Source organism: Stackebrandtia nassauensis DSM 44728 (genome assembly GCF_000024545.1).
Classification (GTDB): Bacteria; Actinomycetota; Actinomycetes; order Mycobacteriales; family Micromonosporaceae; genus Stackebrandtia; species Stackebrandtia nassauensis.
This window is the reverse complement of sequence record NC_013947.1, coordinates 5265861-5291380: the sequence shown is the minus strand read 5'-3', so window position 1 is coordinate 5291380 and position 25520 is coordinate 5265861. Positions and strand designations below refer to the sequence as shown.

The following is a 25520-nucleotide window of genomic DNA, read 5'->3' as shown; positions in this document are numbered from 1 at the left end:
TTGGGAAGATCATTTCCGCCATGATTTTCCGTGCTCGGATCGTCGCCTCGGTCAGTGCCGGGGTCGGAACAGACTGGCGAACCGGCCGCTGTCGGCGGTGAAGTCGACGACCCGGATCGGGTTGCCGTCCGGGTCCCGGAAGATCGCGTACTTCCCGGTCGGGATGTCGACCGGCTGGCCCACCCAGTTGAGATCCGGTTGGGAGGCGTGCATCCCCTCGACGTCCTCGATGCGGAACACCGGCCCGCTGCCCAGGTGCGCCTCCACCGGATGGCGTTCGAGCATCACGTCGACATACGGGGACTCGTCGGCCGCCAACAGGATCGTGTCGTGGTCGGGACGGGCGACGTCCCGGAATCCCAGGTTGAGATAGTGCGCTGCGGCGGTTTCGAGATCACCCACCGGATAAACCGTGCATAGCAACTCCATACGATGGGATTGTGCGCCCGTGACCGGGTCCGCACAACCGGCGTTCGGATGAATTTCTCTCGTATTCGAGCGACGTGCCTAGGATCGGCTCATGAGACTGACGAAGTTCACCCACGCCTGCGTGCGGGTCGAGGATGGAGCCAGCACACTGGTCATCGACCCGGGTGTGTTCAGCGAACCGGAGAGTCTGGCCGGGGCGGACGCGGTGTTGGTGACGCACGCCCACCCCGACCACCTGGACGTGGACAAGCTGTCGGCCGCGGTGCGGGCCGACCCCGAACTGCGGATCTTCACCCACGCCGACGTGGTCGGCGAACTCGACGTCGCCGCGACCGCCGTGGCGCCGGGGGATTCCTTCGAGGCGGCCGGATTCCGGGTGCGCGCTGCCGGGGGCCGCCACGCTGAGGTCTACGAGGGATTTCCCGACTGCGCCAACCTCGGGTTCATCGTGGACACACCGTCCGGGGCGCTGTACCACCCGGGCGATGCGCTACACCCGCCCGGCACCCCTGTGGACACGCTGCTGCTGCCCGCCGCGGCTCCCTGGTTGAAGCTCGCCGAGGCACTGGACTTCGCCCGCGCGGTGGCACCCCGCCGGATCCACCCCGTCCACGACGCCTACCTCAGCGAGTTGGGCTGGGGGATCGTCGACTCGTGGTTCGACGAGGAATCCCGTGCCGAGTACCACCGCATCCCGATCGGGGACTTCGTGGAGCTGTGATCAGCGGCTCGACCAGGCTCCGCCGTTGACGTTGAGGGTCTGACCGGTGACGTAGCGGGCGTCGGGGGAGGCCAGGAACCAGGCGGCACCGGCGATGTCGGCGGGTATTCCGACCCGCTTGACGAAGGTCGCCTCGATCAGCGCGGCGCGGCGCTGCTCGGTCATGACGTCGCCGAAGAACTCGGTCTCGCTGATGTACCCCGGTGAGATCACATTGGACGTGATGTCGCGGGTACCCAGTTCGCGTGCCAGGCCGATGTTCCAGGACGCCAGCCCCGCCTTGGCGGCGCCGTAGAATCCGTTGCCCTTGTCGGCGGCGATCGATCCGATGTGGATGACGCTGCCGCCGGAGCCGAGCCGCTCGCCGATCGCCTCGGTGGTCAGGGCGGCGCTGATCAGGTTGGTGTCCAGGTTCGCGAGCCAGGCCCGGCCCAGTCCGGCCAGCCCGCTGGGGGTCTCGGTGCCGATGTCGGTGTTGCCGCCGGCGTTGTTGACCAGGACGTCCACCCGCTCGGGCAGTGCGGCCGCCAGCGCGGCCAGCTGCTCGGGATCGGTGTGGTCGCAGGTGATCGCGCGGATGTCGCCGCCCAGGTCGGCGACGGTCTTGTCCAGGACGGCCTGGCGTCGTCCGGTGATGACGACGCTGTCGCCCGCCTCGGCGAACCGGGCCGCGACCGCGCGGCCGATACCGGTGCCGCCGCCGGTGACGATGACGATGCGAGACATAGAATGTCCTCCCAAGCTCGTTTAGGTCTAAATTTAGATCTAAACCTAACACGCAGGTGGACCATGACCGACTCCTACCCACTCGACCAGCATGCCGCGCTGCCCGCCGAGGACATCGCCGCGGCCTGGACCCGCGAACGTCCCGGCGCCCCGGTCGGCTCCATCCGGGTCATCACCCCGCTGTGGCGGATCGCCAAGCGACTGGCCGACCACCGCCGCGCCCTGCTGACCCGCGCCGGGGCCGACGCGGCCACCCTCGATCTGCTGTCCACCCTGCGCCGCAGCGGAACCCCGTACACCATGACCACCCGCCAGCTCGCCGAGGCGACCCTGGTCACTGCGGGCGCCATCTCGCAGCGCGTCGCCCGCGCCGAACGCGAGGGCCTGGTGACCCGGGCCCGCTCCACCACCCGGGCCCGCAGCGTCGAGGTGACGCTCACCGAAGCCGGTCACGCGCTCGTCGAATCGCTCGTGGACGACATCCTCGTCTCCGAGGACGACCTGCTGGACGGTCTGGACGAGCCACAGCGCGAACAACTGGCGGCGCTCCTGGCCACCTGGTGGGAGAGCCTGCGGCAGCGGGACTTACCGAGTTACCAGCCGTTCGGTTTCGTTCGGCTTGCTTCGCGCCCGGGACCGTCCCCGGTGACACTCAGCTCCGACACCCGGCACCGGCCGGTGTCCGAAGGAGACTTCACATGAGTGTTCACCCCTTTCGCATCGACATTCCCCAGTCCGAGATCGACGACCTGGCCTCCCGGCTCGATCGCACCCGGTGGCCCGAGGCCAACCCGTCGGGCATCGGCTGGGACCGCGGCGTGCCACCCGAGTACCTCAAGGGCCTGGTCGACCACTGGCGCAAGGAATACGACTGGCGCGCCGCCGAGTCCCGGCTCAACGCCTTCCCGCAGTTCCGCACCGAGATCGACGGCCAGACCATCCACTTCCTGCACATCCGCTCCGCCGAGGCCGACGCCACCCCGCTGCTGCTGACCCACGGCTGGCCGTCGTCCTTCGTGGAGTTCACCGGGATCGTCGGCCCGCTCACCGACCCCCGCGCCCACGGCGCCGACCCCGCCGACGCGTTCCACCTGGTGATCCCGTCGCTGCCGGGCTTCGGGTTCTCCAACCCGATGTCGCGGCCCGGCTGGGGCAACCTGTTCCAGGTCGCCTCGGCGTGGAAGCAGCTGATGGAACGGCTGGGCTACGACCGCTACGCCGCCCACGGCAGCGACGCCGGAGCCGGGGTCACGACCATGCTGTCCATGCTGGACGCCGAACACCTGATCGCCGGACACGTCGCCGGACCGGCGCCGTTCCCCTTCGGACCCCCGATCGACACCGCCGGGCTCAGCGGCGGCGACCTCGATCGCGCCGAGCGCTTCAACGAGTTCCAGCAGGACGGAACCGGCTACCTGCGGATCCAGGCCACCCGGCCGCAGACACTCGGCTACTCGCTCAACGACTCCCCGGTCGGGCAGCTGGCCTGGATCGCGGAGAAGTTCGCCGAATGGACCGACCCGGCGACCGAACTACCCGACGAGGCCGTCGACCGCGAACAGCTGCTGACCCTGGTCAGTCTGTACTGGTTCACCCAGTCGGGAGCCAGCTCGGCCCACTTCACCTACGACGGCATGCGGGGATACGCCCAGATGGCGCAGCACTCCGACACCGACGCTCCGCCCCCGTCCGGCGCGCCGACCGGCGTCGCCGTGTTCGCCGCTGACCACAGTATACGGTCAATAGTGGACCCGGCCGGGTCGATGGCCTCGTGGACCGAATATCCCCACGGCGGGCATTTCCCCGCCATGGAGGTCCCCGGACTGCTGACCGAGGAGCTGCGAAACTTCTTCCGCAAGTGGTGAATCCCGGCTGACACGTCCGGAACCATGGTCACCGTGGCGGCGCAGCGGCCTCCAGCTCCAGACGGTGTGGGTCGGTGACCAGAAACCGCTGGGATCCGGTCTCGATCACGCCCTGGTCCCGCAGCCGCTTGATCGCGCGCTGCGCCGTCACCACCGACACGCCGATCAGCGAGGCCAGTTCGGACTGCGTCAACATCACGCTGATCTCGATGCCCTGCTCGGTACGGACCCCGTGCCGGATCGCCAGATCCGACAGCAGCCGCGCCAGCCGGGCGACCACCGGGAGGCTGCCGACGTCCGCGCGGGGTTCGTTCGTCCAGCGCAGCCGATCGGCCGCCGTCCCGGCCAGTTCGGCGCCGACGGCCGGACGTTCCGACATGAACTCCTTCAGCGAGGGGCTCGGGATGACGCTGACCAGTCCGGTGCCGCAGGTGGTGGCCGTCGCCGTCCGGGGCTGGTCGTTGAGCACCGAGATCTCGCCGACGATGTCACCGGGAACCCGTACCGACAGCAGGGTCTCGTGGCCGTTGGCCGTCGGCATCGACACCTTGACGAAGGTGCGCAGGATCAGAATCGCCGTGGTGCCGGTGTCCCCGGCGCGCAGCAGTACCGTTCCCGGACGGACCCATTTCTTGGTGCCCAGGGAGATCAGTTCTCGACGGTCCGAAGGGGACAAGTGGTGTAGTAAGGTGCCGGTGGGCCACTGACTGTTCGCGGCGGGTGTGACCGACATGGCGTGCCTTTCGTCAAGGTAAATGTGCGAACACATTGACACAACTGTAAGACCTGAGTGCGGAATTCATCGAAAAGCGTCGTTTTGATTGGTTTATCCATAGGAGATCGAAAGCGTCAGTGTGCCGCCTGCGCGCCGATCTCGACCACCATTACGCCACCGATGATAAGCGCGATTCCGGCGGCCATGACCCAGGTCAACGGATCCCGGAAGATGACGCGTCCGAGGACCGCCGTCAGCGCGACCCCGCTGGCGGCCCATACCCCGTAGGCCACGCCCACCGGCATCCCTTGCGCGAGAACGGCACCGAGCAACGAGAACGCGCCGACGTAGCCGATCGCGACCGGCGCGATCCACGCCTTCCTCGTGAAACCCTCCGACGCCTTCATCGACAGCGTCGCGATGGTCTCCAGTGCGATGGCGGCGATCAGGAACAGCCATGCCATGGTCATTCACCTCCGGTGGGGGTCAGTACTTCCCGGGTTTCCTCGGCGCGCTGCGAGCCGATCTCCACCAGCAGCACCCCGCCGATGATCAGCCCGATGCCCGCCCCGACCTGCCAGGTCAGCGGGTCGCCGAACAGCAGCGATCCGAGGATCGCGGTGAGTGCGACGCCGCTGGCGGCCCACACCCCGTATGCCACCCCGACCTGCATGCCGGTCTCCAGCAGCTTGGCCACGAAGTAGAACGCCCCGACGTATCCGGCCACCACGGCCGCGAGGAACCAGGGATGTTCGAGTCCCGACATCGCCCGCAGCGACAGCGTCGCGCCGACCTCCAGGGCGATCGCGATGCCCAGCATCAGCCACTTGTTCATCGCGTCGCGTCCTTCCCGGTGGCCAGCTGCTGGATCCGGGCGACGACCGCCGCGCGGGTGTTCTCGTCGAGGCCGGTGGTCTGACTCGCGTCGGCCATCCACAGTCCGTCGGCGGCCAGCCGGGCGACGACGAGGTCGATGCTCGCCGGGTCGGCCGGGTCCGTGAGGGGAATCGAGTCCGACAGCCAGTGCCGCAACAGTTCGCACCACGGCGCGATCAGGGCTTCCTCGTGCACGGAGTCGACGAACAGCACCAGGTCGCCCTTCCCGGTGGACAGGGTGGTGAAGACCCGGCAGTACGCGGCCACCCGCTCGGCGGGGGTGGCGTCGTCGAACGGCTTGCCCAGCTCGGCGAGCATCTGCTGGTGCCAGCCCTCGGTGATGTACTCCGCCACCGCGACGCGCAGCTGTTCCTTGCTCGCGAAGTGGTACATCAGTCCGGGTTTGCTCAGTCCCGCCTCCTGGGCGGCGGCCTCGAGGGTCAGGCTGCCGATGCCACTGCGCTCGGCGACCCGCCGCGAGGCTTCGAGTATCGCTGTCTTGGAACTTGGTCTCATGGGAGTTACTTTACCAACCGGTTGGTAAAGTTACGATGTGATCCGCGACGCGTATAACCTCGGATCTCGACGCTGACCAGCGAATGCGGCAAGTTGCTGCCGAAACGCGGCAACTATTTGTCTGTGCAACTATCGGCGTGTATAAATAGTAAGCGTCTGCAATGATTTTGGTCCTCGCGCCACCGCCTCGCACAAGGAGATCGTCGTGAGTTCGCTGTTCACCCCCTACACCCTCAGGTCGCTGACCATCCCCAACCGCGCCTGGATGGCGTCGATGTGCCAGTACAGCGCCGAACCCGAAGCCGCCCCGGGCGTCGCGTCGGACTGGCACTTCGCCCACCTCGCCGCCCGCGCCGTCGGCGGGACCGGGCTGATCCTCACCGAGGCCACGGCCGTCAGCCCCGAAGGACGCATCTCGCCCTACGACCTGGGCATCTGGAACGACACCCAGGTCGCGGCCTTCCAGCGCGTCACCGGCTTCCTTAAGGCACAGGGGACGGTCCCGGGAATCCAGCTGGCGCACGCGGGCCGCAAGGCCTCCACCGAACGCACCTGGGTCGATCGTGGACGGCCGATCGGTCCTGATGAGCCACTGGGCTGGATCCCGTTGGGCCCCAGCCCGATCCCGTTCAGCGACGGCTACACGACCCCGGTCGAGCTGACCATCGAGGCGATCGGCGAGATCGTCGGCCAGTTCGCCGACGCCGCCCGGCGGGCGCTGGCCGCCGGTTTCGAGGTCGCCGAGATCCACGGCGCCCACGGCTACCTGGTGCACCAGTTCCTGTCGCCGTACAGCAACCACCGCACCGACGCATACGGCGGCTCGTTCGAAGGCCGGATCCGGTTCGCGCTCGACGTCGTCGACGCCGTCCGGGCGGTGTGGCCCGAGGAGCTGCCGGTGCTGTTCCGGTTGTCGGCCACGGACTGGCTGGCCGAGGACCCCGAGGACGACCGCGAGGGCTGGACCGCCGACGACACGGTGCGGTTCGCCAAGGAACTCCAGGCGCACGGCGTGGACCTGCTGGACGTGTCGACCGGCGGCAACGTCCCCGACGCCAAGATCGTGACCGGGCCCGGCTACCAGGTGCCGTTCGCCGAGCGGATTCGCGCCGAGACCGGACTGCCGGTCGCGGCCGTCGGCCTGATCACCGAAGCCCACCAGGCCGAGGACATCGTCGCCTCCGGCAAGGCCGACGCCGTCCTGCTGGGCCGGGAACTGCTGCGCGACCCGTACTGGGTTCGCCACGCCGCCAAGGAACTCGGCGCCGAAGTGTCCGCGCCGATCCAGTACCACCGCGCCTAGCCGCCACCGGGGCGGAGCCGACGGTTCCGCCCCCGCCCCCGATCACCCCCGATACGCTCGGGAGATGACGACCGTCCGCCACCGGCTCACCGGTTCCATCGAGGTGGCTTTGCCGCCCGCGCAAGCCTTCCGGCTGTTCACGCCCCGCGGCGAACAGGACTGGGTGGACGGCTGGGTCCCGCACTTCCCCGACAACCCGGACGACGACACCCAGCCCGGCACCGTCTTCGAGACCAACGCCCACGGCGAGCACACCGTGTGGGTCGTCCTCGACCGCGAACCCGGCCGCGCGATCTCCTACGCCCGCACCACTGTGGGCAATCGCGCCGGTACCGTCGCCGTCTTGCTGCGGGAGGCACCCGGCGGCAGTACCGTGACCGTGTCCTACGACCTGACCGCACTGTCCGAGTCCGGCCGCGCCGAACTCGACGCGTTCGCCGCCGGATACCCGGCCTTCCTGAAGTCCTGGCACGACACCATTCGCGCCAAGATCACCGGCCCTCAGCCGGACAACCCGAACATCGCCGCGTAACGCCCGACGAACAGGTCACCGCCCTTGATCTCGGCCGTGGCGTCGCCGTCCAGGATCCCGGCGTCGGGTATGTACGTCACGCCGCCGGTGGGGCCCAACGGAATCGACAGGACCGGCTGCGCGGGCCGATACGTCCCCAGTTCACCCTCACCCGTCAACAGGAACCGGATGTTGTCGGCCACCACTCCCGCCTGCTCGATGGCCACCACCGCCGTGTCCAGGGCGCCGGTGGCGGTGACATCGCCGATGGCGAACACCCGCCGCTGCCCCCGCAACCGCAGGTCCGGCATGACCTCGATCAGGTCGTCGTGGCGGCGCACCATGGACAGGCTCCGCCCCAGCACCCGCGAGGCCGGTTGCCGTCCGTGGCACCGAAACCAGATGTCGGCGGTGACCGTCTCACCGGACCGCATCGTCGTGGTGAAGGTCTGCAACGTCCCCGCCGGGACCGGCAGGCTGTGATCGGGGGCCGTGCCCAGGAGCAGCCGGGTGCCGCGCTCCATCAACTGCTGGTGCAGCATGTCGCGCATCCGCTGGCTCAGCTCGGGATCGAAGTCGGCCATGAACGTGCCCGACAGGATCTCCCCGGCCGGATCCACGACGGTGACGCCCTTCTGCGGCCACGCGGACGAGATCTCACCGGCCAGCTCCAGCCCCACCGGACCGGCGCCCAGCAGCAGCACGTGCCCCGCCTGGTACAGCGCCTCCGAGGTCGCCTGGATCCGCCGCCGGGCCGCCTCCGCGTGGTGCGAACCGACCTTGGCCGGAAACGGGTAACTCGTACCGGTGGCGATCACGATGTAGTCGGCCTGCATGAACCCACCCGACGACAGCCACACCCCGTGCGCCTCAACCGAGACCACCCAGTCCTCGACAACCCGCCCGCGCTTCAGCAGCCCCGAGTAGGGCATGAACATCTGCTCCGCCCACGATGGATCCACGATCGCGCGCAGCGCGGCGACATTGTGTACGAACGCGTCCTTGGGGTCAATGAGGACGACGTCGGCGACGTCGTCCAGCGCCTGGGCGACGGTGATCCCGCCATAGCCTCCCCCGACGACGGCTACGGTCGCGGTCATTGGCGCTCCTGACTCACGTGAGGGGGCTTCACGGGGCGCTTCAAAGAATCGTCGCCGGGACTCCGCCTGTCAACCTCCCGCGTCACAATTGACCGCTTGCTACCGGACGGCGACGTGCTGATACATCGGCCCGTGTCGTCATCGCCCCCGAGCTGTTGCGCTCCCCGGGGTCGGGGGCCGATAATCGGGCGATCCGTTGTGACCACCCCGAAGGGACCGCCGTGGAACACAAAGCATTGACCGACCGGCACCGAGCAGTGCTTCCCAACTGGGTGAGTCCGATGTACGCCGAACCGATCGAGTTCGTCTCGGCCTCGGGTCGCCGCGTCGTCGACGCCACCGGAAAGTCCTACCTGGACTTCTTCGGCGGGGTACTGACCACGATGGTCGGCTACGACATCCCCGAGATCCGCGAGGCCGTCGACCGGCAGCTCAGCACCGGCATCACCCACTCCTCGACCCTGTACCTGATCCGCAACCAGGTCATCCTCGCCGAGAAGATCGCCGCCGTGTCCGGCATCCCCGACGCCAAGGTCTTCCTCGGCAACAGCGGCTCCGAGGCCACCGAGACGGCACTGCTGCTGGCCACCCAGTACCGGCGCAGCAACCAGATCCTGGCCATGCGCAACAGCTACCACGGCCGCACCTTCGGCGCCGTCGGCGTCACCGGCAACAAGGGATGGTCGGCCTCGGCCCTCACCCCGTTCAACGTCAGCTACCTCCACTCCGGAGACCGGCTGCGGGGCCTGTTCGCGGGAATGTCCGACGCGGAGTACATCGAGCGCTCCGTGGCCGACCTGCGCGAAGTACTGGCCACCACCACCTCCGGCGACGTCGCCTGCCTGATAGCCGAACCGATCCAGGGCGTCGGCGGCTTCGTCATGCCGCCCGACGGCTACTTCAAGGCCATCCAAGAAGTGCTCGCCGAACACGGCATCCTGTGGGTCTGCGACGAAGTCCAGACCGGCTGGGGCCGCACCGGCTCGCACCTGTGGGGCTACCAGGCCCACGACGCGGTACCCGACATCCTCACCTTCGCCAAGGGCATCGGCAACGGCTTCGCCCTCGGCGGCGTCGTGGCCCGCGCCGAGGTCATGGACTGCCTGTCGGCGATCTCCTTCAACACCTTCGGCGGCAACCCGCTCGCCGCCGCGGCGGGCATCGCCGTCCTGGACTACCTGCGGGACAACGACCTGCAACACAACGCCGCCCGCACCGGAGCCATCATCCACGCCGGTCTGACCGAACAGGCGCGACGCTCACCGATCGTCGCCGAGGTCCGCGGCAAGGGCCTCATGATCGCCATCGAGTTCGTCGCGGCCGACACCACCCGCCCCGACCCGGCCGCCGCCCTGCGGGTCCTGGAAGCCTGCCGACGCGACGGTCTGCTGGTCGGCAAGGGCGGCCTGTACGGCAACGTCATCCGCATGGGGCCACCCCTGACCCTCACCGAATCCGAAGCCGCCGAAGGACTCGCCATCCTCACCAACGCGATCGACGAGGAGGCCGCCTCGTAACAGCGGCCGGGACCGGTTCCGGCGAAACCGTGTTGCCATGCCCTTACGACACCTGGCAATCGCTCGGAACAGGGGTGTGACGATGGTTGACTACGCTCAACTGCGCGACATGGACCTGGCGAAACTCATCAGCTCTGCCGAAGCGGCACCAGGCTGACGACGACACCGTCGGATCGCTGGCCTCGGCCGGAACGGGACTGCTGAAGTTCCTGGGAGTACCCGTCAACTCCCCGTTGGGTGCTTTTTTGGGGGGGGGGGGGGGGGGGGGGGGGGGGGGGGGGGGCTGGTTCGTCGACAAGACCGTGGACGTGGTGGGCCGCAACGCCGACGACTTCGCGTCGCCCTACGGCGCCGCCACGATCCTCGGCAAGGTCACCCCCTGGTGAGGGAGGATGTGTGACAACGTGAGTCGCACGGGGGTATTTGTGAACGAACGCGCGAAGCCGTTGCGCGGCATCGACCAGTGTCTGGTCACGTACGAGAAGCGTTGCGGCCGTAGCGTCGGCATCGGGCTGTTGCTTCGTTTCGACGGCGAGGCGCCGGATCTGAGCCAACTCGTGCGACACCTCGCCGAGAGGTTCTCCACGGTCCCGGAACTGCGTTGGCTGCTGGGCGAGTCCCGGGGACGATCGGTGTGGTACCCGGATCCGCGGTTCAGCTGGGACTCCCGCATCGCGCAGTACTCCGGATACCGTGCCGATGGCGAGACCGGCCTTCGCGCCGCCGTCGGGGACATCGCCGCCATGAGGCTCGATCCCGCGACAGCGCCGTGGCGGGCATGGCTGCTGCGGGGATTCGCCCCAGGCCAATGGGCGCTGATGCTGCACGTCCACCACGCCCTGGCCGATGGCCAGAGCATGATGAGCCTGGCGCACCGCGCTTTCGGCGAGCGATCGTCGCTGTCGCGTCCGTCGCGAAGCTGGATCACCCCGAGGCGCCTTTCGCGACGCGAATCCTGGGCCAAGCTCCTGCGCGGCGGCCCCCGACAGGCGTGGAACCTGGTGCCACGCCGATTCCCGACCCGAAACGCCAACGGCGATCACCGCGTCGACTGGGCGACCTTCGACAGCGCACAGGTGCGGCGGATAGCCGCGCACCACGACGCGACCGTCAACGACGTCGTGCTCGCGCTGACGACCCGAACCCTGTCGACCGGCGACACGACCCCGTACGCCCTCATACCGGTCAGCACCCGCTCGGCCGACGACACCCACCGACTGGGCAACGAACTGACGACGATGCGCGTGCCGCTGCCGAAGCGACACCAGGATCCGGTCTCGGCACTCAAGGCCATCACCGCCGCGACCACCCAGGCCAAACACGGTCGCGACATCGACGTCTCCCGGGCCGGAGCCGAGGTACTGCCGAGCTGGGTCTTCGCGTCCCTGTTCCGGCACGCGCTCACCGGCGGCTATGTGGACATCATCGTCAGCAACTGGGGAACCACTCCCGCCCTGGCATTCCACGACAACCCCGTACGCGAACTCGTACCCATCATGTTCCGGCCGCCCGGCCACGCCACCACGATCGGCTTCGCCACTCACGGCAACCGCACCCACGTCGGCGTCGTCTCCACAAGCGACACCGACCGGCTGCGCGACCACTGGCACAGCGCACTCACGTCCCTGCACGACAGTGCCGAGTGAGGAGGCCCCAGTGCCCCCTCACCCGGCGAACGCCTCACGACATGGCGAGACGCTATCCCTTCTGGCTGAACGTCACCGCGCCGCGCGCGCCGATCGACAGCTGCCAGTTGGCCTGCTCGCCGTCCTTGAGCGAGTGGCACACAACCGGTTCGGACTTCTGGGGATTGACGACGGTGTACTCCTCGTCGAGCTCACACATGACGTCCTCGGTCTGGGCCTTGTAACGCAAGGCGTTCTCGAGGAACTCGCGGGACTGGACGCTCTGCTCGGACTCGTACTCGTAGCGGGCCACCATCGAGCCGCCCGAGATCGAGACCTTCCATTCGACCTTCTGACCGAAGTAGGTCATCTCGCAGGTGACGTCCTCGTCCTTGTCGCCCTTGATGTCCGGGCAGGTGACTTCGGACTTGTCGTCATATTGGTGCGTGTACTCGGCGGCGGCGCTGACCAGCTCGAACTCGATCTTCTCGGCCAGCGGGGCCTCGCGGTCCGGCTCGGCGGGCAGATCCTTCTCCCAGGCGTCCTTCGGGTCGTTGGTCGGCACGGGCGCATTGCGGAAGTCGCCTTCGGCGATGCCCTCGCCCTCGGACTCGGACGTGGCGTCGATCGGGCCGTCCTTCGAGTCGCCAGGGGGATCGTCGGTGCCGCACGCGGTCAATGCCATCGCGATGGCGGCTATACCGATCGTGGTGGTCAGCAGGCGGTTCATGTGGGTCCTTCCACGGTCACGAATGAGACACCCTCGAGGCGTCGGGTCGATTGCCGCCTACGATTGCGCGCGGGACCTTCACAAAGACTTCACGAACCCTGACGACGCCGTCATTCGCGTATCGTTGCCGGTCAGATCACCTCGCGAGGATCGGATGACCCTGGAAATACGCCTGCTGGGAGCGATCGAACTGTGGGCCGACGGTCGTCGCGTCGACATCGGCCCGGCCAAGCAGCGTGCCGTCTTCGCGATCCTGGCAGCTGAGGCGACCAGCGTGGTGCCGACCGACCGCCTCGAACACCACACCTGGGGCGACGCCCCACCCAAGGACGCCCGCCGGACCCTGCACGTATACCTGACCCGGCTGCGCCGCGCGCTGTCAGGCATCGAGGGCCTGTCGCTGGAGCGGCACGGCGGCGGCTACGTCCTCGGCGTGGACACCGAACAGGTGGACCTGCACCGCTACCGGCGACTGTGCGGCGCCGCCCGCGACGCCGCCGACGCCTCCCACGCCGCCTCACTGTGGCACGAGGCGTTCGCACTGTGGCGGGGCGAGCCGTTCACCGACCACGACATCCCCCGGCTGAACCGGCTGCGCCACGAGCTGCGCGCCGAACGCGAGACCGCCGAACTGGACCGTAACGACGCCTACCTGCGCGCCGGACGGCACACCGAACTGCTTGCCGACCTGACCGAACAGGTCGAGCGACGTCCGTTGGACGAGCGACTGGCGGCCCAGTTCATCGACGCGACACACCAGTCGGGTCGCACCGCCGAGGCCCTCACCCACTACCGCGACCTCCGCGACCGGCTGGTCGGCGAACTGGGCCGCGAACCCGGATCGAGCCTGCGCGACCTGCACCGCCGCATCCTCAACGACGACCAGGCCCCCACCGTCACCGAGCAGTCGGTGCCGCGACAACTGCCGGTCACGACCGTGACGTTCACCGGCAGAGACGCGGAATCGGCCCACGCGATCGCGCTGCTGGGTTCGGGAACCCCGATCGTGTCGGTCGACGGCATGGCCGGGGTCGGCAAGACCGCCTTCGCGGTCCGGGTGGCCACAGAAGTGTCCGACAAGTTCTGCGACGGCCAGCTCTTCGTGGACCTACGCGGCTTCTCCGACGACCTGGCACCGCTACCCGCGAACGAGGCGATCGGCGGCATGCTGCGCGACCTCGGCGTGCCGCAGACCCAGATCCCCGCCGACCTGGCGGGACGCTCGGCGATGCTGCGCAGCCGACTGGCCGACCGACGAGTCCTGCTGGTCCTCGACAACACCATCGGCACCGAACAGGTCCTACCCCTGCTGCCCGGCCCCGGCGACAGCGCCGTACTGATCACGAGCCGCCGCAAACTGCCCGACCTGCCCGACGCCGAACCGATCACACTGGACGTCCTACCCCGCCACGAAGCCCGCGAACTGTTCACGACGGTCGCGCAACGAAACATCGACGCCGAAACCGACCCCGTGAACGACATCGTCACGCTGGCCGGTCAACTCCCGCTGGCCCTGCGACTGGCGGCGGCCCGACTGCGCAGCCGTCCGGCATGGACGGTCACCGACCTTCGCGACCGGATGGCCTCCGAACGACAAGGCGAACGCCGCTCACCGGCCGGACGAAAACTCGGAGCCGCCTTCGAACTGTCCCTACGCGCCCTCACCGTCGAAAAACGCGAGACATTCCTGTCGGCGAGCCTGATCCCGGTCCACGATCTCACCGCGGCATCGGTCGCCGCCGTAACCCAACACCCCATCGACGAGGTCGAGGAAACCCTCGAAGAACTGTGCGACCTCAACCTGCTCACCACCCCGACGGCGGGCCGCTACCAGTACTTCGACCTGCTGCGCGACTACGCCGCCCAGATAGCCGAAACGAACCAGCCCGCCCACACCCGCCACGACATCACCGGGCGAGCGTTGCGCTGGTACATGGCGAATGCCCGCACCGCATGCGCGGCGGTACGTCTCCCGTTCCCCGAGAACCCGGGCCTGCCCACCGACCCTGCGGACATGAGGTTCGACGACGAGCAGTCCGCGTTGGCCTGGCTGGACTCCGAACGCGGGAACCTGCTGGCGCTGTTGCGCCACTCAAGTGCCACATCGATACCGATGTGGACAATGGTCGACGCGATCTCGAACTACCTGCTGTACCGCGCCGAAGGCGCCAGCCTGCTCGAGATCTGCGACCTCGCACTGAGCGAACCCGAGGCCCTGGCCGACAACCTCGCCCAGGTCAAACTGTTGAGCCGCAAAGCGAGCGCGGCACAGAGCCTGGGCGACCGGACGGCCATGCTGACCTACACCCAAGCCGCCCGCGAACGCCTCACCCCCGACGCCGGACCGAAACTGCGACTGGGCGCCCTGTCGCAACTGATCATGGTCCACCGAACCCTCGGCAACGTCGCGGAAGGAGCCACGGCCGCGGCGGAGGCGCTCAAGACCTACCGCGAACTCGACGAAGACGGTGCCTCGTACATCCTGCAACAAGTCGCGGCGGCGGTCTCCGACACCGGCGACCTGCACGCGACCCGCGAACTGCTCGAAGAGGCCAGTCGTGAGTTCCGGCGACGCGACAGCCTCAACCTGGGTTTCGCGCTCACCGCGCTGGTGGAGGTCTGCACGGAACTGGGCGACTTCGAAGCGGCCGAACACTTCGCGGACGAGACCCGCAAGTGGATGGGCAAGGCCGGAACCGAAACGGCCCAGCCGCAACTGCACCAAGACATGGCGCTGCTCCACCACGCCCGGGGCGAAACCGAACCAGCCCTAGAACACGCCCGCCGCGCGGTCGACCTGGCCCGCCAAATGGGCATGCACGGCGTCGACAGCGCAGTCCTGTCCACACTGGCCCGGGTCTCACGAGACGTCTCACCGGACGCACACCAATACGCCGAGGAAGCAGTCAAAACCAGCCGAGACCGCGAAGCGATCGCCGAACACATCGTCGCCCTCTGGGTACTGGCCGACATCCAACTCGCCGCGGGCGACACCACCTCGGCCACCCACACGGCGACCACAGCCCTGGACCTGGCCCGCAAACACGGATACCGCCTCCTGAAGGCCAAGATCCTGACGGTACTGACCGAAGTCCACCTGGCCACAGGCGACCACGACCAAGCCCGCCACACCGGAACCGAGGCCCTACGCGACCACCAGTGGTGCGGATCCCGCCCCCAACATGCCAAAGTCCACAAGCTACTAGCGCAGGCGACCACCGATGACGGGTCAGGTCGGATCAGTTAGCTGCCGCATGGCGTCAAGCAGTGTGGTGTAAATCGGGCTCGGTTCCGGATCGTCCCAGTCCACAGTCTCCTGGTCGTCAGCGTTGGCGTCCGCCGCCGGTGCGAACAGCCACCACAGGTTGCCCCACGGGTCGAGGAAGCGGGCGATGTCGAAGCCGCCGTAGAACGCGGACACGTCGGTGATGATCCTGGCCCCGCGCTCGACGGCTCGGCGCAGCGTCTCGGCGGCGTCGGTGACGTAGACCTGGGTCATGGCGGGTGTGAACGGCCAGTCGGCTTTGCGGTCCGCGACCATGATCACCGAGTTGCCGATGCGCACCTCGGCGTGGATGAGGGTCCCGTCGTTGGCGTACATGTCTGGCGTGTGGGCTTCGGGTGTCTCGGTGCCGTCGAAGACTGCGGTCAGGAACTCGATGAGTTCGGCCGCGCCCTTGGCGATGATGAATCCGTTGACGGTGTTGAGGTCCGAAACCGCGACGGAATTGATTGGTTCGTTCATGCCGCGAAACGTAGTGGCAATTCAGGACAGCCACGGCCCGCAGCCCGCGAAGGCGGGGCGTGTGGCGTGATTGATTCGCTTATTCACCGGTTCGTTGGCAGGGGTGGTGGCTCGCGAGAACTTCGCGCCGTACCAACGCGTCCGTCGCATCGAGTTCCGCGAGCTGCCCAAGACGATCTCCGGCAAGATCCGTCGCGTCGAGCTGCGTTCCCGTGAAGAACAACTGGGCAACGACTCAGGGGCCAACGGCGAATGGCGCGACGACCACTTTCCCGAACTCAAACGGTGAACCAGGCCGCGAAGGCCCGACACAATGATTCGCTCTGACCGATCAGCTTCACGTCGCGAAAACGGTCCGGCGGGCACGCGACATTCTCAAAGTGGCAAGGAATTCTCTTGACGCATCCGCCACCACGTCGGGTGACTCGGCTCCCGAATCCAGAGGCCGCGCGACGAGCATGGCGAGAAAAAGCCGCACGTGAGGTGAGTCGCGCTGGGGTCGAGTGCAGTGCTCGCGACGCGACGAAGGAGCACCATACGGCCGTAAGGACGGCCACGGCAGTTGTCGTCACTCCGGATTCAAGCCATCCTAAGTGTCCGTTCTCAGTGATCATGGATTCCGGTTGGATCTGTGGTGCCTGGGTGTTGCCAGATTCGGTGAGAAGTTCGCTGGTGGGTTTTCTCGTTTGATGTGGCATTTACGGTATGAAAGTGGCCCGGTGGTTGCCGGGCCACTTTTCGCGCTTGGGTTCTTGGGCTTATCCGTCGGTGATCGTGCGCGTTTTGGAGCCGCAGTTCTCGTTAGGGGCTCCGGACCAGCGGGCGAGGCAGACCTTGATCTTGACCCGCTGGCCCGCTTTCACGTTGCCGAACGGGTCCCAAATGGTGTACTCCAGATAGCCTTTGCCGAAGTACTTCACGCCCTTGTAGTTCCCGTTGACCCAGGCATATGCGCGCACACCGTAACCGTCATCCCCTTCGTCACCGATCTGCACGTAGTCATCGTTTCCCCCGCCGCCTGGCGCGCCGGGCCCGTAATCTTCGAATACCACGACACCGCCGCGGTCGGTGGTCACTGTCTCGAAACTGTCGTTGATGCGACTGGTGCCGTCTTGCTGCGCGACCGCGGACGCGCCGCTGAACGCGAGCGCTCCCCCAGTCACCGCTACCAGGACTGCCGCACTAAGAACCTTCTTGACCGTGAATCGCATTTACCCTCCAAAAGGCGTGGTTCGGCTTGGTGTGGTGCACGACAACTATGGACGCGATCATTGTGGACGCACTCAACCGAACGGCCCCACCTGGCGAAACCGCCAACTCAACCGAGAACGGACACTAAGCGTTAGTCCTACCTGGTTGCCAGTTGCGTAGTAAAAGCTGGAGTCGTGATTTCGGGTCGGCGTATCCGCGGCTGATGCGCATTCGGGGCCGAGAGCGCTGCTCGCGGTTTCGAGACGGGGTATTGGAGTGGGCGGGGAAGTGTGTGGTGGAGGGATATCGACCTTAAGGGACTATTTATTGTGGAATTCCCGGGCCGCGCTGGGGCCGTCGGGACGTGTGGGGGCCGCCCGAAGAGCCCCAAAATCACCGAACAACACTCAGAACGCGTGTTTGAAATGCCTGGTAGGTGCCCATATGGACCCCTGCCAGGCATGGAGTGCGGATGAGTCAGCCGGTACGCCGGATTCTGTGACCGGGACGCCTTGCGGCATTGTCCCGGCCGGTGGCCATCCATCTAGGCGCGCCGTTGCCGACGTGCTCCAGCGGTCTACCCGCGAACTCGGGCGGGCCGCCCTCGGACGTTCGCGCAGAGCCCGTCAGGGCTCCTCTTGACCTTGCTCCGGGTGGGGTTTACCGAGCCGTCCCCGTCGCCGGGGGCGCTGGTGGTCTCTTACACCACCGTTTCACCCTTACCCTTGCGGGCGGTCTGTTTTCTGTGGCACTTTCCCGCGGGTCGCCCCGGGTTGCCGTTAGCAATCACCCTGCCCTGCGGAGTCCGGACGTTCCTCGAGTGTCGGTTGCGACACTCGCGGCCACCTGGCTGACTCATCCGCGGTGTTGATCATAGGCTCGGCCGGATGGATGTGGGTCAGGTGTGTCTGTTGCTGGCCGCCGGGTTGGCCGCCGGTGGGGTCAACTCGTTGGCGGGTGGTGGGTCGTTGTTGACGTTTCCCGCGTTGGTGACCGTGGGGTTGCCCCCCGTGAGTGCGAATGTCACCAATTCGATCTCGGTGTGTCCCGGGTATTTGGCGGCTATGTGGGCCAGTCGCTCGGATTTGGGTGGGTATCGGGGGCGGGTGTTGGCCTTGGTGCCGGTGACCGTGGTGGGGACCGCGGCCGGGAGTGCGTTGTTGTTGCTGACTCCGGCGTCGACGTTCGAGGCGGTGGTGCCGTTCTTGGTGGTGGGTGCTTCGTTGACGTTGTTGTTTCAGGATCGGGTGCGGTCGTTGGTGGGTCATCCGCACAAGATGGCATCTTGGCGTCGTAACCTGAGCCTTCAGGTCATGACCGGCCTGGGTTGTGTGTACGGGGGGTATTTCGGGGCGGCGTTGGGCGTCATGTTGGTGGCGTGTCTGGCGTTGGTGGTGGAGGGGACGCTGGCTCGGATTCTGGCGTTGAAGAACACGGTGTCGGCGATGGTGGGGTTGGTGACGATCGGGATCTTCTCGGCCTTCGCGCCGGTGAACTGGTTGGCGGTGGCGATCGTGGCGCCGTCGAGTTTGGTGGGAGGTTATCTGGGGGCGAGGTTGGCGAGGCGGATGCCGCAGAAGGTTCTGCGTGCCGCCATCGTCACGTTCGGCTTGGTGATAGGTGTCTATCTCTACCTGTTTAAGTGACGTCGTTCGCCGAATCTTTATGAAAACGCGACCGATGGATCATGCCCCGAACGTTAACTCTGTGTTCATGTAAACATTTGGTAGTGTCCGACTCGCCTTGACACGGTCATTACCGTGGTCACAAGTTGGCCGCTCGCCCCAATTTCAGCAAACCGGTCATGTTTCCAGTGGACTGAAGGAGTCCCCATGAGAAAAGGTCTATTGCTCAGGCTTTCAGCGTTGGGCGCGATCGCCGTCCTGGGCCTGTCGGCATGCGGTGAGAGCGCCGTCGGCGACAAGGACGGCAAGGGTGAAACCCCGGACGAACTGGTGATCAGCGGTGTGCCCGCCGAGGAGGGCACCGACCTGTCCAACACCTACGAGCCGGTCGTCAAGATGCTGGAGAAGGAACTTGACATGAAGGTCAAGTTCAAGCCCTCCACCAGTTACGCGGCCGTCATCGAGGGGCAGCGCAACGGCAAGATCCACATCGCGCAGTACGGGGCCCTGGCCTACTACCAGGCGCTGCAGAACGGATCGGACATCGATGTCCTGGGCGCCATGGTGAAGGCGAAGGGTGCCGAGCCGGGTTACCAGGCCTACGGCATCGTCCCCAAGGGCTCGAAGATCAAGGACATCAAGGACTTCGCGGGCAAGAAGCTGTGCTTCGTCGACGAGTCGTCCACCTCCGGTTACCTGTACCCGGTGGCGGGCCTGATGAAGGCGGGCGTCAAGAAGGACGACTGGGAGCCGGTCATGGCCGGTGGCCACGACGCCTCCGCCATCGCCGTCTCGAAGAAGGAGTGCGAGGCCGGTTTCGCACTGGACAGTATGGTGGATGAGACCCTCATCGAGAAGGGCGACATCAAGAAGGGCGACCTGAAGGTCGTGTGGAAGTCCGACACCATCGCCGAGCCGCCGATCACCGTCTACAACGGCCTGGAGAAGGGCCTCAAGGACAAGATCAAGAAGGTCTTCGAGACCAAGGCCAACCAGGACTACCTGGTCAAGGAAGGCTTCTGCGAGAAGGGCAAGTGCGACCTGACCGACCAGCGGATCTTCGGCTGGGAGCCGGTCGAGGAAAGCTACTACGACTCGCTGACCGAGGTCTGTGAAGAGACCAAGATCGACGCCTGCGAAAAGATCGAGTAACGCTCCGCGACCCGCACTCCAAAAGGACGACAGTGAACAGCAACGACCACCTCGCCACTGGCGACGAGGCGATCAGATTCAACAACGTCACCAAGGTCTTCGCGCCGGATGTCACCGCGTTGGACGAGGTGAGCTTCTCGGCCGGTTTCGGCGAGGTGGTCGTGTTGCTGGGCCTTTCGGGGTCCGGCAAGTCCACCCTGCTGCGTCATGTGGACGGACTCCACCTGCCCTCCAGCGGTGAGGTGGAGGTGCTGGGGGTCAACGTGACCGCTGCCCGACCCCGCGAGCTGCGCAAACTGCGGCGCCGGGTCGGTTTCGTGTTCCAGCAGTTCCACCTGGTGCCGACGCTCACCGTGCTGGAGAACGTCTGCACCGGGGCGCTGGGACGGCTGAAGGGCCCGCGACTGGGCCTGCCGACCTATCCCAAGCAGGTGCGGCTGGACGCGCTGGAGCAGCTGGACCGGGTGGGCTTGGCCGACCGCGCCTTCCAGCGCGCCGACACCCTGTCGGGCGGACAGCAGCAGCGGGTAGCGATCGCGCGGGCGATGCTGCAACGCCCCGAGGTGCTGCTGGCCGACGAGCCGGTGGCCTCACTGGACCCGGAGTCCTCGCACCAGGTCATGCAGCTGATCAAGAAGGTGGCCGCCGAGGACCAGCTGACCGTCCTGTGCAGCCTGCACCAGGTCGAACTGGCGCTGGCCTGGGGTGACCGGATCATCGGCCTGCACAGTGGACAGGTCGTCATGGACACTCCGGTCGCCGACATCGACCTGTCCGACGCGATGTCGATCTACGCCCGGGTCGGTGCCGAGACCGTCGCCAGCGCGGCGGGGGACGAGTAACCGGGCGATGTCGACACAACTGGAAGCACCACCGAAGGCACCCGCGCCCGTACCGAGCAGGCGCACGTTGGCGCCGTTGCGGCTCAACACGATCCTGGCCACCATTGTGGTCGGTGTCCTGTTGGTGTTCGGCCTGTGGTCGCTGAACTATCTGGGCATCAACTTCGCCACCCTTGCCGACAGCGTCAGCAACGGCATCGAATTCGTCTCCCGGGCCACCCCGCTGTCCTTCCCGCCGCTGGGGGAGACCGCGGTCCTGATCGCACAGACGCTGGCGATCGTCATCTCGGCGACGCTGCTGTCCATGGTGCTCAGTGCGCCGCTGGCGTTCTGGGCCGCCGCCAACACCTCGCCCAACATCGCCGCCCGGCTGGGATCTCGGGGCGTCATCGTCGTGGCCCGCGCCATCCCCGACATCGTCCTGGCCATCATCTTCGTGCGCATCTTCGGGCTGGGCATCCTGCCGGGCGTGCTGGCCATGGGCCTGCACTCCATCGGCATGATCGGCAAGATGTACGGCGACGCGATCGAGCAGATCGACGAGGGGCCCCGTACCGCGCTGCGGGCGGCGGGCGCCACCCGTCGACAGCAGCTCATCGGCGGCGTGCTGCCGCAGGTGCTGCCCGCGTTCGTCGCCACCGCCATGCACCGCCTCGACATCAACCTGCGCATCTCGGTGCTGCTGGGTTACGTCGGCGTCGCGGGCATCGGCAAGGAGATCAAGGACGCCGTCGAAAGCCTCCAGTACCGGCGCGCGCTGGCGCTGGCACTGATCATCCTGGTCCTCATCATCATCATGGAGCTGATCTCCGGCGCCGTGCGCAAGATGCTGCTGGGTCCCGCCGGGGCAGAGCCCTCGCGTTTCGGTTTCGTCCGGCTGTTCCGGTGGATCGGGCGCAAGCTGACCGGCCGCAGGCCGAAGGAGGAGGTCAAGGTCCCCGCGCCGCGGGGCGCCGTGGCCGTGGCTTCCCAACGCATCTCACCACCGTGGACGTTCCGGCGGATCCGCCGGTTCACGTACATGCTGTTGGGCCTCGCGATCGCGGGAGTCTCGGTGGTCTATGTGGTCGTCGACTTCACCGGGATCGGCGGTGGCGTCGGCTTCATCGACACCATGTCGCGACTGTGGCCGCCGGGAACCGGCGGGGTCGCGATGTCGGAACTGTGGTTCTCGTTGTTCGAGACCTTCGTCATCGCGATGGCCGCCCTGGTCATAGGCCTGGTGCTCGCGCTGCCGGTCGGCTGCCTGGCCGCGCGCAACGTCGCCCCCAACTCGGTGATCGCCAAGATCTTCCGGATCTTCATCGTGTGTGTGCGAGGCGTTCCCGAACTGGTGCTGGCCATCCTGTTCGTCATCATCGTCGGACTGGGAACGGTGGCGGGCGCCTTCGCCTTGGCCATCGGCGCGATCGGTCTGCTGGGCAAGCTGGTCGCCGACTCGCTCGAGGAGGTCGATCCCGGCGTCGAACAGGCGCTGCGCGCCACCGGTGCCTCGCGGGTGCGGGTGTTCTTCGCGGCGACACTGCCGCAGGCCCTGCCCGCGTTCATCGGCCACATCCTGTACCAGCTGGACGTCAACTTCCGCGCCGCCACGATCCTGGGCATCGTCGGCAGCGGTGGTATCGGCTACTACCTGTTGCAGGCCTCCCGGGTGCGCGAGTTCGAAACGGTCACGACGATCACGCTGATGATCTTCGGTGTCGTCATGACCATCGAACTGATCGCGATGTGGCTGCGGCGCACCGCCGGGGCCAAGAGCGGCGGCGCCGCCTGATCGTCGGACCGGTCGCGCGCGAGCCGCGTCCAGTCCACAGACATATCCACATGTGTGCCGCTGTTGATACGGTGTCGGCATGAACCGAGTCCTGAAGCGACACGTACTGCCCGTGTGTGTCGCGACCGCGAGCCTCGCCGCGATCACCCTGGCCACCCCCGCCCACGCCCACGACGGATTCAAAGCCTCGAACCTCAGCTGGCAGCTGACCGACACCGGGGTCGACAACCAGTTCCGGGGCCTGGCGGCCGTCGACGACGACACCGCCTGGGTCGCCGGAACCAAGGGCACGGTGCTGCGCACCACCGACGGCGGTGACAGCTGGGACAACGTCTCCCCGGCCGGGGCCGAGGGCCTGGAGTTCCGGGACATCGAGGCCTACGACGACGAACACGCCGTCGCGCTGTCGATCGGGGAGGGCGAGGCGTCGCGGGTGTACGTCACCGACGACGGCGGCGACAGCTGGCACAACTCGTTCACCAACGCCGAACCCAAGGCGTTCTACGACTGCATGGCCTTCTTCGACGCCAAACACGGTGTCGCCATGAGCGACCCTGTCGACGGCCGGATCCGCTTCATCACCACCGACGACGGCGGCCACAGCTGGGACATGCTGCCGCCCGAGCGGTCGCCCGAAGCCCTTGCGGGCGAGTTCGCGTTCGCCGCCAGTGGACAGTGCCTGGTCGCCGCCGACAAGAGGAACGGCTACCTCGTCACCGGCGGCGGCGAGACCGCGCGCGTCATCCACACCCCCGACCGGGGCCAGAGCTGGGAAGCCCACGACACGCCGGTGGCCAGCGGGCCGTCGGCGGGCATCTACGCCGCCGCGTTCCGCGACACCAAACGCGCGATCCTGGTCGGCGGCGACTACACCACCCCCGACGCGGTGAAAGACGCCGCCGCCTACACCCGCAAGGGTGTCGAGAACTTCGCGCTGTCGCCGGGGGAGCCGGGCCAGTACCGCTCCTCGGTGGCCTATGTGGCCGGTTCGATCGCGATCACCGTCGGCCCGACCGGCAGCGACCTGACCGTCGACAACGGACGCGACTGGCACCGCTTCGACGACGGCGCCTTCGACAGTGTCGAGTGCGCCAAGTTCGCTTGCTGGGCGTCGGGACCCAAGGGCCGTATCGCCACGTTGGAACTGGGCTGAGCGCCTAAGTACCGTTCGGCGTAGCGCGTCGGCGTCTCACCGAACATCTTGGTGAAGTCGCGGGTGAAGTGCGCCTGGTCGGCGAAGCCGAGTTCGGCGGCCAGCGCACCCCAGTCGACGCGTTCGCCGGTGGCCATCCGCTCGGTCGCCTCGCGAAGCCGGTACCGGCGGATCACCCACTTGGGACCGATGCCGACGTGCTCGGCGAACTGGCGTTGCAGCTGCCGCAGCGTGATCCGGTATTCGCGCGCCAGGTCGTCGGCGCGGGTGATCGCCGGTTCGGCGGCGATGCGTTCGACGATGCGCGCGGCCAGCGGCGTCTCGGGCGGTGGCGAGGGCAGGTTGGCCCGCAGCATCGCCTCCACCGTGGACACGTCGACGGTGTCGGGGATCGCGTCGAAGACGTCGGTCGCCGGGATCGACCGGTCGGTGATCGACTGCACCGGCGCGCCCAGGAACGGACGGAAACAGCCCGCCTGGAACTCCACCCCGAACACCCGGCCGCGGCCGTCGAGCTCCTTGAACACGTGCCCGCTGGACACGCCGTGCACCTCGACGGTGTCGCCGATGAACGACAGCTGCACCTTCGGGTACGGGACGATCAGCTGCCGGTACGGGCGGGCGTAGTCCCAGTCCACGATCCAGTACCGGGTCACGTACGGCGCCAGGTCCGGCGACGGTTCCGGGAAGTCGTGCCGCTGGAACCGCCGCCAGTTCAGCTCGCGCTCGTCCCGGGACATGGGTGGAGAATATGTCGTCTTTGTTCAATGCGTTCGGCCTTCGCCGCGCCTACCGTGGCCTAGTGAACGGAGACAAACTGGTGTCGCGGGCGTATCAGCCCTTCGCGACCATCGTCGACAACATCAAACCCGACCAGCTCGACGCCGCCACGCCGTGCGCCGAGTACGACGTCCGCAAACTGGTCAACCACATGCTGTTCTGGGGGCCGAGCCTGGAAGCCGCCGGACGCAAGGAGACCGTGCCGCCACCGGCGGAGTCCGAAGCGGACGTCGACCTCACCGCGGCCGACTGGTCCGGTGATCTGGTCGCACAGCTGAACCGCACCGTCGCCGCGTGGAGTCGGCCCGAGGCCTGGCAGGGGGTCGCGAGCATGGGCGGCCCGCACGAGATCCCGGCCAGCATGGTCGGCGGCATGGTACTGGGCGAACTGGTCATCCACGGCTGGGACCTCGCCCAGGCGACCGGACAGCAGGCGACCTGGGACGAGGACGTGCTCGCGTTCACGTTCGCCGAGGTCGCCGCCAACGCCGAGACCGGACGCCAGATGGGCGTCTACGGACCCGAGGTCGCGGTACCGGCCGACGCGCCGCTGCTGCACCGCATCCTCGGCGTCACCGGCCGCCGCCCCGACTAGAGGCCCGCCACTGTCGCGGCGCCCGGCGG

The 25520-nt window shown here is 67.3% G+C and carries 24 protein-coding genes, 1 other RNA gene and 2 pseudogenes; 15 read left to right on the top strand and 12 right to left on the bottom strand.

Features of this window, described 5'->3' with window-relative positions:
- Positions 1-51: 51 nt before the first annotated feature.
- The gene (locus SNAS_RS24625) at positions 52-402 is read right to left on the bottom strand and encodes a VOC family protein (protein ID WP_041625152.1); all 351 of its coding nucleotides are present in this window, start codon (positions 400-402) and stop codon (positions 52-54) included.
- A gap of 118 nt (positions 403-520) precedes the next feature.
- Here SNAS_RS24625 and SNAS_RS24620 point away from each other — a divergent pair, with 118 nt between their 5' ends.
- Positions 521-1150, top strand: a complete 630-nt coding sequence (locus SNAS_RS24620) for an MBL fold metallo-hydrolase (protein WP_013020190.1) — start codon at positions 521-523, stop codon at positions 1148-1150.
- Here SNAS_RS24620 and SNAS_RS24615 read toward each other — a convergent pair whose 3' ends face one another.
- Positions 1151-1876 carry an SDR family NAD(P)-dependent oxidoreductase gene (locus SNAS_RS24615; RefSeq protein ID WP_013020189.1) on the bottom strand — a complete coding sequence of 242 codons (726 nt, stop codon included), beginning with the start codon at positions 1874-1876 and terminating at the stop codon, positions 1151-1153.
- A 63-nt stretch (positions 1877-1939) separates the two neighbouring features.
- Between SNAS_RS24615 and SNAS_RS24610 the strand changes: the two genes are divergently transcribed.
- Both SNAS_RS24610 and SNAS_RS24605 read left to right on the top strand, forming a co-directional pair.
- A complete protein-coding gene (locus SNAS_RS24610; RefSeq protein WP_013020188.1) occupies positions 1940-2578 on the top strand; it encodes a MarR family winged helix-turn-helix transcriptional regulator in 639 nt (212 codons plus the stop codon).
- Complete coding sequence (locus tag SNAS_RS24605; RefSeq protein WP_013020187.1) at positions 2575-3741, top strand: epoxide hydrolase family protein; 1167 nt, start codon at positions 2575-2577, stop codon at positions 3739-3741. The genes SNAS_RS24610 and SNAS_RS24605 overlap by 4 nt, the downstream gene beginning before the upstream one ends.
- A 28-nt stretch (positions 3742-3769) precedes the next feature.
- Here SNAS_RS24605 and SNAS_RS24600 read toward each other — a convergent pair whose 3' ends face one another.
- From SNAS_RS24600 to SNAS_RS24585, 4 genes are all read right to left on the bottom strand, one after another.
- Positions 3770-4417: a Crp/Fnr family transcriptional regulator gene (locus SNAS_RS24600; protein WP_244409064.1), complete on the bottom strand. Its 648-nt coding sequence runs from the start codon at positions 4415-4417 to the stop codon at positions 3770-3772.
- A gap of 173 nt (positions 4418-4590) precedes the next feature.
- Complete coding sequence (locus SNAS_RS24595; protein ID WP_013020185.1) at positions 4591-4920, bottom strand: DMT family transporter; 330 nt, start codon at positions 4918-4920, stop codon at positions 4591-4593.
- A gap of 2 nt (positions 4921-4922) precedes the next feature.
- Complete coding sequence (locus SNAS_RS24590; RefSeq protein ID WP_013020184.1) at positions 4923-5291, bottom strand: DMT family transporter; 369 nt, start codon at positions 5289-5291, stop codon at positions 4923-4925.
- The gene (locus SNAS_RS24585; protein ID WP_013020183.1) at positions 5288-5848 is read right to left on the bottom strand and encodes a TetR/AcrR family transcriptional regulator; all 561 of its coding nucleotides are present in this window, start codon (positions 5846-5848) and stop codon (positions 5288-5290) included. The genes SNAS_RS24590 and SNAS_RS24585 overlap by 4 nt, the downstream gene beginning before the upstream one ends.
- Before the next feature lie 205 nt (positions 5849-6053).
- Between SNAS_RS24585 and SNAS_RS24580 the strand changes: the two genes are divergently transcribed.
- Both SNAS_RS24580 and SNAS_RS24575 read left to right on the top strand, forming a co-directional pair.
- On the top strand, positions 6054-7151 hold the full coding sequence (locus SNAS_RS24580; protein ID WP_013020182.1) for an NADH:flavin oxidoreductase/NADH oxidase: 1098 nt from the start codon (positions 6054-6056) through the stop codon (positions 7149-7151).
- 64 nt (positions 7152-7215) lie between these two features.
- The gene (locus SNAS_RS24575; RefSeq protein WP_013020181.1) at positions 7216-7683 is read left to right on the top strand and encodes an SRPBCC family protein; all 468 of its coding nucleotides are present in this window, start codon (positions 7216-7218) and stop codon (positions 7681-7683) included.
- On the opposite strand, the gene SNAS_RS24570 is transcribed toward SNAS_RS24575, so the two are convergent.
- The gene (locus SNAS_RS24570) at positions 7653-8762 is read right to left on the bottom strand and encodes an FAD-dependent oxidoreductase (RefSeq protein WP_013020180.1); all 1110 of its coding nucleotides are present in this window, start codon (positions 8760-8762) and stop codon (positions 7653-7655) included. The two genes, SNAS_RS24575 and SNAS_RS24570, sit on opposite strands and share 31 nt — an antisense overlap.
- Before the next feature lie 281 nt (positions 8763-9043).
- On the opposite strand from SNAS_RS24570, the gene SNAS_RS24565 reads away from it, so the two are divergent.
- Together SNAS_RS24565 and SNAS_RS24560 are read left to right on the top strand one after the other, a co-directional pair.
- Entirely contained in the window at positions 9044-10279 is a 1236-nt protein-coding gene (locus SNAS_RS24565) for an aspartate aminotransferase family protein (protein ID WP_052305321.1), read from the top strand.
- Between the two features lie 425 nt (positions 10280-10704).
- The gene (locus tag SNAS_RS24560; RefSeq protein ID WP_041625151.1) at positions 10705-11925 is read left to right on the top strand and encodes a wax ester/triacylglycerol synthase domain-containing protein; all 1221 of its coding nucleotides are present in this window, start codon (positions 10705-10707) and stop codon (positions 11923-11925) included.
- A gap of 52 nt (positions 11926-11977) precedes the next feature.
- Here the strand turns inward: SNAS_RS24560 and SNAS_RS35965 are convergent, their stop codons facing one another.
- Entirely contained in the window at positions 11978-12634 is a 657-nt protein-coding gene (locus tag SNAS_RS35965; protein WP_013020176.1) for a hypothetical protein, read from the bottom strand.
- 154 nt (positions 12635-12788) lie between these two features.
- On the opposite strand from SNAS_RS35965, the gene SNAS_RS33210 reads away from it, so the two are divergent.
- Positions 12789-15881 carry an AfsR/SARP family transcriptional regulator gene (locus tag SNAS_RS33210; RefSeq protein WP_013020175.1) on the top strand — a complete coding sequence of 1031 codons (3093 nt, stop codon included), beginning with the start codon at positions 12789-12791 and terminating at the stop codon, positions 15879-15881.
- Here the strand turns inward: SNAS_RS33210 and SNAS_RS24545 are convergent.
- Entirely contained in the window at positions 15864-16379 is a 516-nt protein-coding gene (locus tag SNAS_RS24545) for a VOC family protein (protein ID WP_013020174.1), read from the bottom strand. The two genes, SNAS_RS33210 and SNAS_RS24545, sit on opposite strands and share 18 nt — an antisense overlap.
- A 109-nt stretch (positions 16380-16488) precedes the next feature.
- Here SNAS_RS24545 and SNAS_RS24540 point away from each other — a divergent pair.
- Positions 16489-16668, top strand: a pseudogene (locus SNAS_RS24540) (AMP-dependent synthetase); the annotation flags it as partial.
- 469 nt (positions 16669-17137) lie between these two features.
- Here the strand turns inward: SNAS_RS24540 and SNAS_RS24535 are convergent.
- Together SNAS_RS24535 and rnpB are read right to left on the bottom strand one after the other, a co-directional pair.
- Entirely contained in the window at positions 17138-17590 is a 453-nt protein-coding gene (locus SNAS_RS24535; RefSeq protein ID WP_013020173.1) for a hypothetical protein, read from the bottom strand.
- 449 nt (positions 17591-18039) lie between these two features.
- Positions 18040-18428: RNase P RNA component class A (gene rnpB, locus SNAS_RS33580), an RNA gene on the bottom strand.
- A 29-nt stretch (positions 18429-18457) separates the two neighbouring features.
- Between rnpB and SNAS_RS24530 the strand changes: the two genes are divergently transcribed.
- From SNAS_RS24530 to SNAS_RS37780, 5 genes are all read left to right on the top strand, one after another.
- Positions 18458-19216 carry a sulfite exporter TauE/SafE family protein gene (locus SNAS_RS24530; RefSeq protein WP_013020172.1) on the top strand — a complete coding sequence of 253 codons (759 nt, stop codon included), beginning with the start codon at positions 18458-18460 and terminating at the stop codon, positions 19214-19216.
- A gap of 186 nt (positions 19217-19402) precedes the next feature.
- Positions 19403-20347: a phosphate/phosphite/phosphonate ABC transporter substrate-binding protein gene (locus tag SNAS_RS24525; protein WP_013020171.1), complete on the top strand. Its 945-nt coding sequence runs from the start codon at positions 19403-19405 to the stop codon at positions 20345-20347.
- 32 nt (positions 20348-20379) lie between these two features.
- Entirely contained in the window at positions 20380-21189 is an 810-nt protein-coding gene (phnC, locus tag SNAS_RS24520; RefSeq protein ID WP_013020170.1) for a phosphonate ABC transporter ATP-binding protein, read from the top strand.
- 7 nt (positions 21190-21196) lie between these two features.
- Positions 21197-22963, top strand: coding sequence for a phosphonate ABC transporter, permease protein PhnE (gene phnE, locus SNAS_RS24515; RefSeq protein ID WP_013020169.1), 1767 nt, complete (start codon positions 21197-21199; stop codon positions 22961-22963).
- A 79-nt stretch (positions 22964-23042) separates the two neighbouring features.
- The gene (locus SNAS_RS37780; RefSeq protein ID WP_013020168.1) at positions 23043-24116 is read left to right on the top strand and encodes a WD40/YVTN/BNR-like repeat-containing protein; all 1074 of its coding nucleotides are present in this window, start codon (positions 23043-23045) and stop codon (positions 24114-24116) included.
- 23 nt (positions 24117-24139) lie between these two features.
- Here SNAS_RS37780 and SNAS_RS36950 read toward each other — a convergent pair.
- A pseudogene (locus SNAS_RS36950) lies at positions 24140-24856 on the bottom strand (DUF6597 domain-containing transcriptional factor); the annotation flags it as partial.
- 62 nt (positions 24857-24918) lie between these two features.
- On the opposite strand from SNAS_RS36950, the gene SNAS_RS24505 reads away from it, so the two are divergent.
- On the top strand, positions 24919-25491 hold the full coding sequence (locus SNAS_RS24505) for a TIGR03086 family metal-binding protein (RefSeq protein ID WP_211207235.1): 573 nt from the start codon (positions 24919-24921) through the stop codon (positions 25489-25491).
- Positions 25492-25520: the final 29 nt, after the last annotated feature.

Coding starts and splice junctions, on each gene's coding strand:
- SNAS_RS24585 (WP_013020183.1), bottom strand. CDS start 5,848: ATGAGACCAAGTTCCAAGACAGCGATACTCGAAGCCTCGCGGCGGGTC.
- SNAS_RS24545 (WP_013020174.1), bottom strand. CDS start 16,379: ATGAACGAACCAATCAATTCCGTCGCGGTTTCGGACCTCAACACCGTC.
- SNAS_RS24610 (WP_013020188.1), top strand. CDS start 1,940: ATGACCGACTCCTACCCACTCGACCAGCATGCCGCGCTGCCCGCCGAG.
- SNAS_RS24570 (WP_013020180.1), bottom strand. CDS start 8,762: ATGACCGCGACCGTAGCCGTCGTCGGGGGAGGCTATGGCGGGATCACC.
- SNAS_RS24530 (WP_013020172.1), top strand. CDS start 18,458: ATGGATGTGGGTCAGGTGTGTCTGTTGCTGGCCGCCGGGTTGGCCGCC.
- SNAS_RS24535 (WP_013020173.1), bottom strand. CDS start 17,590: ATGCGATTCACGGTCAAGAAGGTTCTTAGTGCGGCAGTCCTGGTAGCG.
- SNAS_RS35965 (WP_013020176.1), bottom strand. CDS start 12,634: ATGAACCGCCTGCTGACCACCACGATCGGTATAGCCGCCATCGCGATG.
- SNAS_RS24565 (WP_052305321.1), top strand. CDS start 9,044: ATGTACGCCGAACCGATCGAGTTCGTCTCGGCCTCGGGTCGCCGCGTC.
- phnE (WP_013020169.1), top strand. CDS start 21,197: ATGTCGACACAACTGGAAGCACCACCGAAGGCACCCGCGCCCGTACCG.
- SNAS_RS24595 (WP_013020185.1), bottom strand. CDS start 4,920: ATGGCATGGCTGTTCCTGATCGCCGCCATCGCACTGGAGACCATCGCG.
- SNAS_RS24615 (WP_013020189.1), bottom strand. CDS start 1,876: ATGTCTCGCATCGTCATCGTCACCGGCGGCGGCACCGGTATCGGCCGC.
- SNAS_RS24620 (WP_013020190.1), top strand. CDS start 521: ATGAGACTGACGAAGTTCACCCACGCCTGCGTGCGGGTCGAGGATGGA.
- SNAS_RS24525 (WP_013020171.1), top strand. CDS start 19,403: ATGAGAAAAGGTCTATTGCTCAGGCTTTCAGCGTTGGGCGCGATCGCC.
- SNAS_RS24590 (WP_013020184.1), bottom strand. CDS start 5,291: ATGAACAAGTGGCTGATGCTGGGCATCGCGATCGCCCTGGAGGTCGGC.
- SNAS_RS33210 (WP_013020175.1), top strand. CDS start 12,789: ATGACCCTGGAAATACGCCTGCTGGGAGCGATCGAACTGTGGGCCGAC.
- SNAS_RS24575 (WP_013020181.1), top strand. CDS start 7,216: ATGACGACCGTCCGCCACCGGCTCACCGGTTCCATCGAGGTGGCTTTG.
- SNAS_RS24605 (WP_013020187.1), top strand. CDS start 2,575: ATGAGTGTTCACCCCTTTCGCATCGACATTCCCCAGTCCGAGATCGAC.
- SNAS_RS37780 (WP_013020168.1), top strand. CDS start 23,043: ATGAACCGAGTCCTGAAGCGACACGTACTGCCCGTGTGTGTCGCGACC.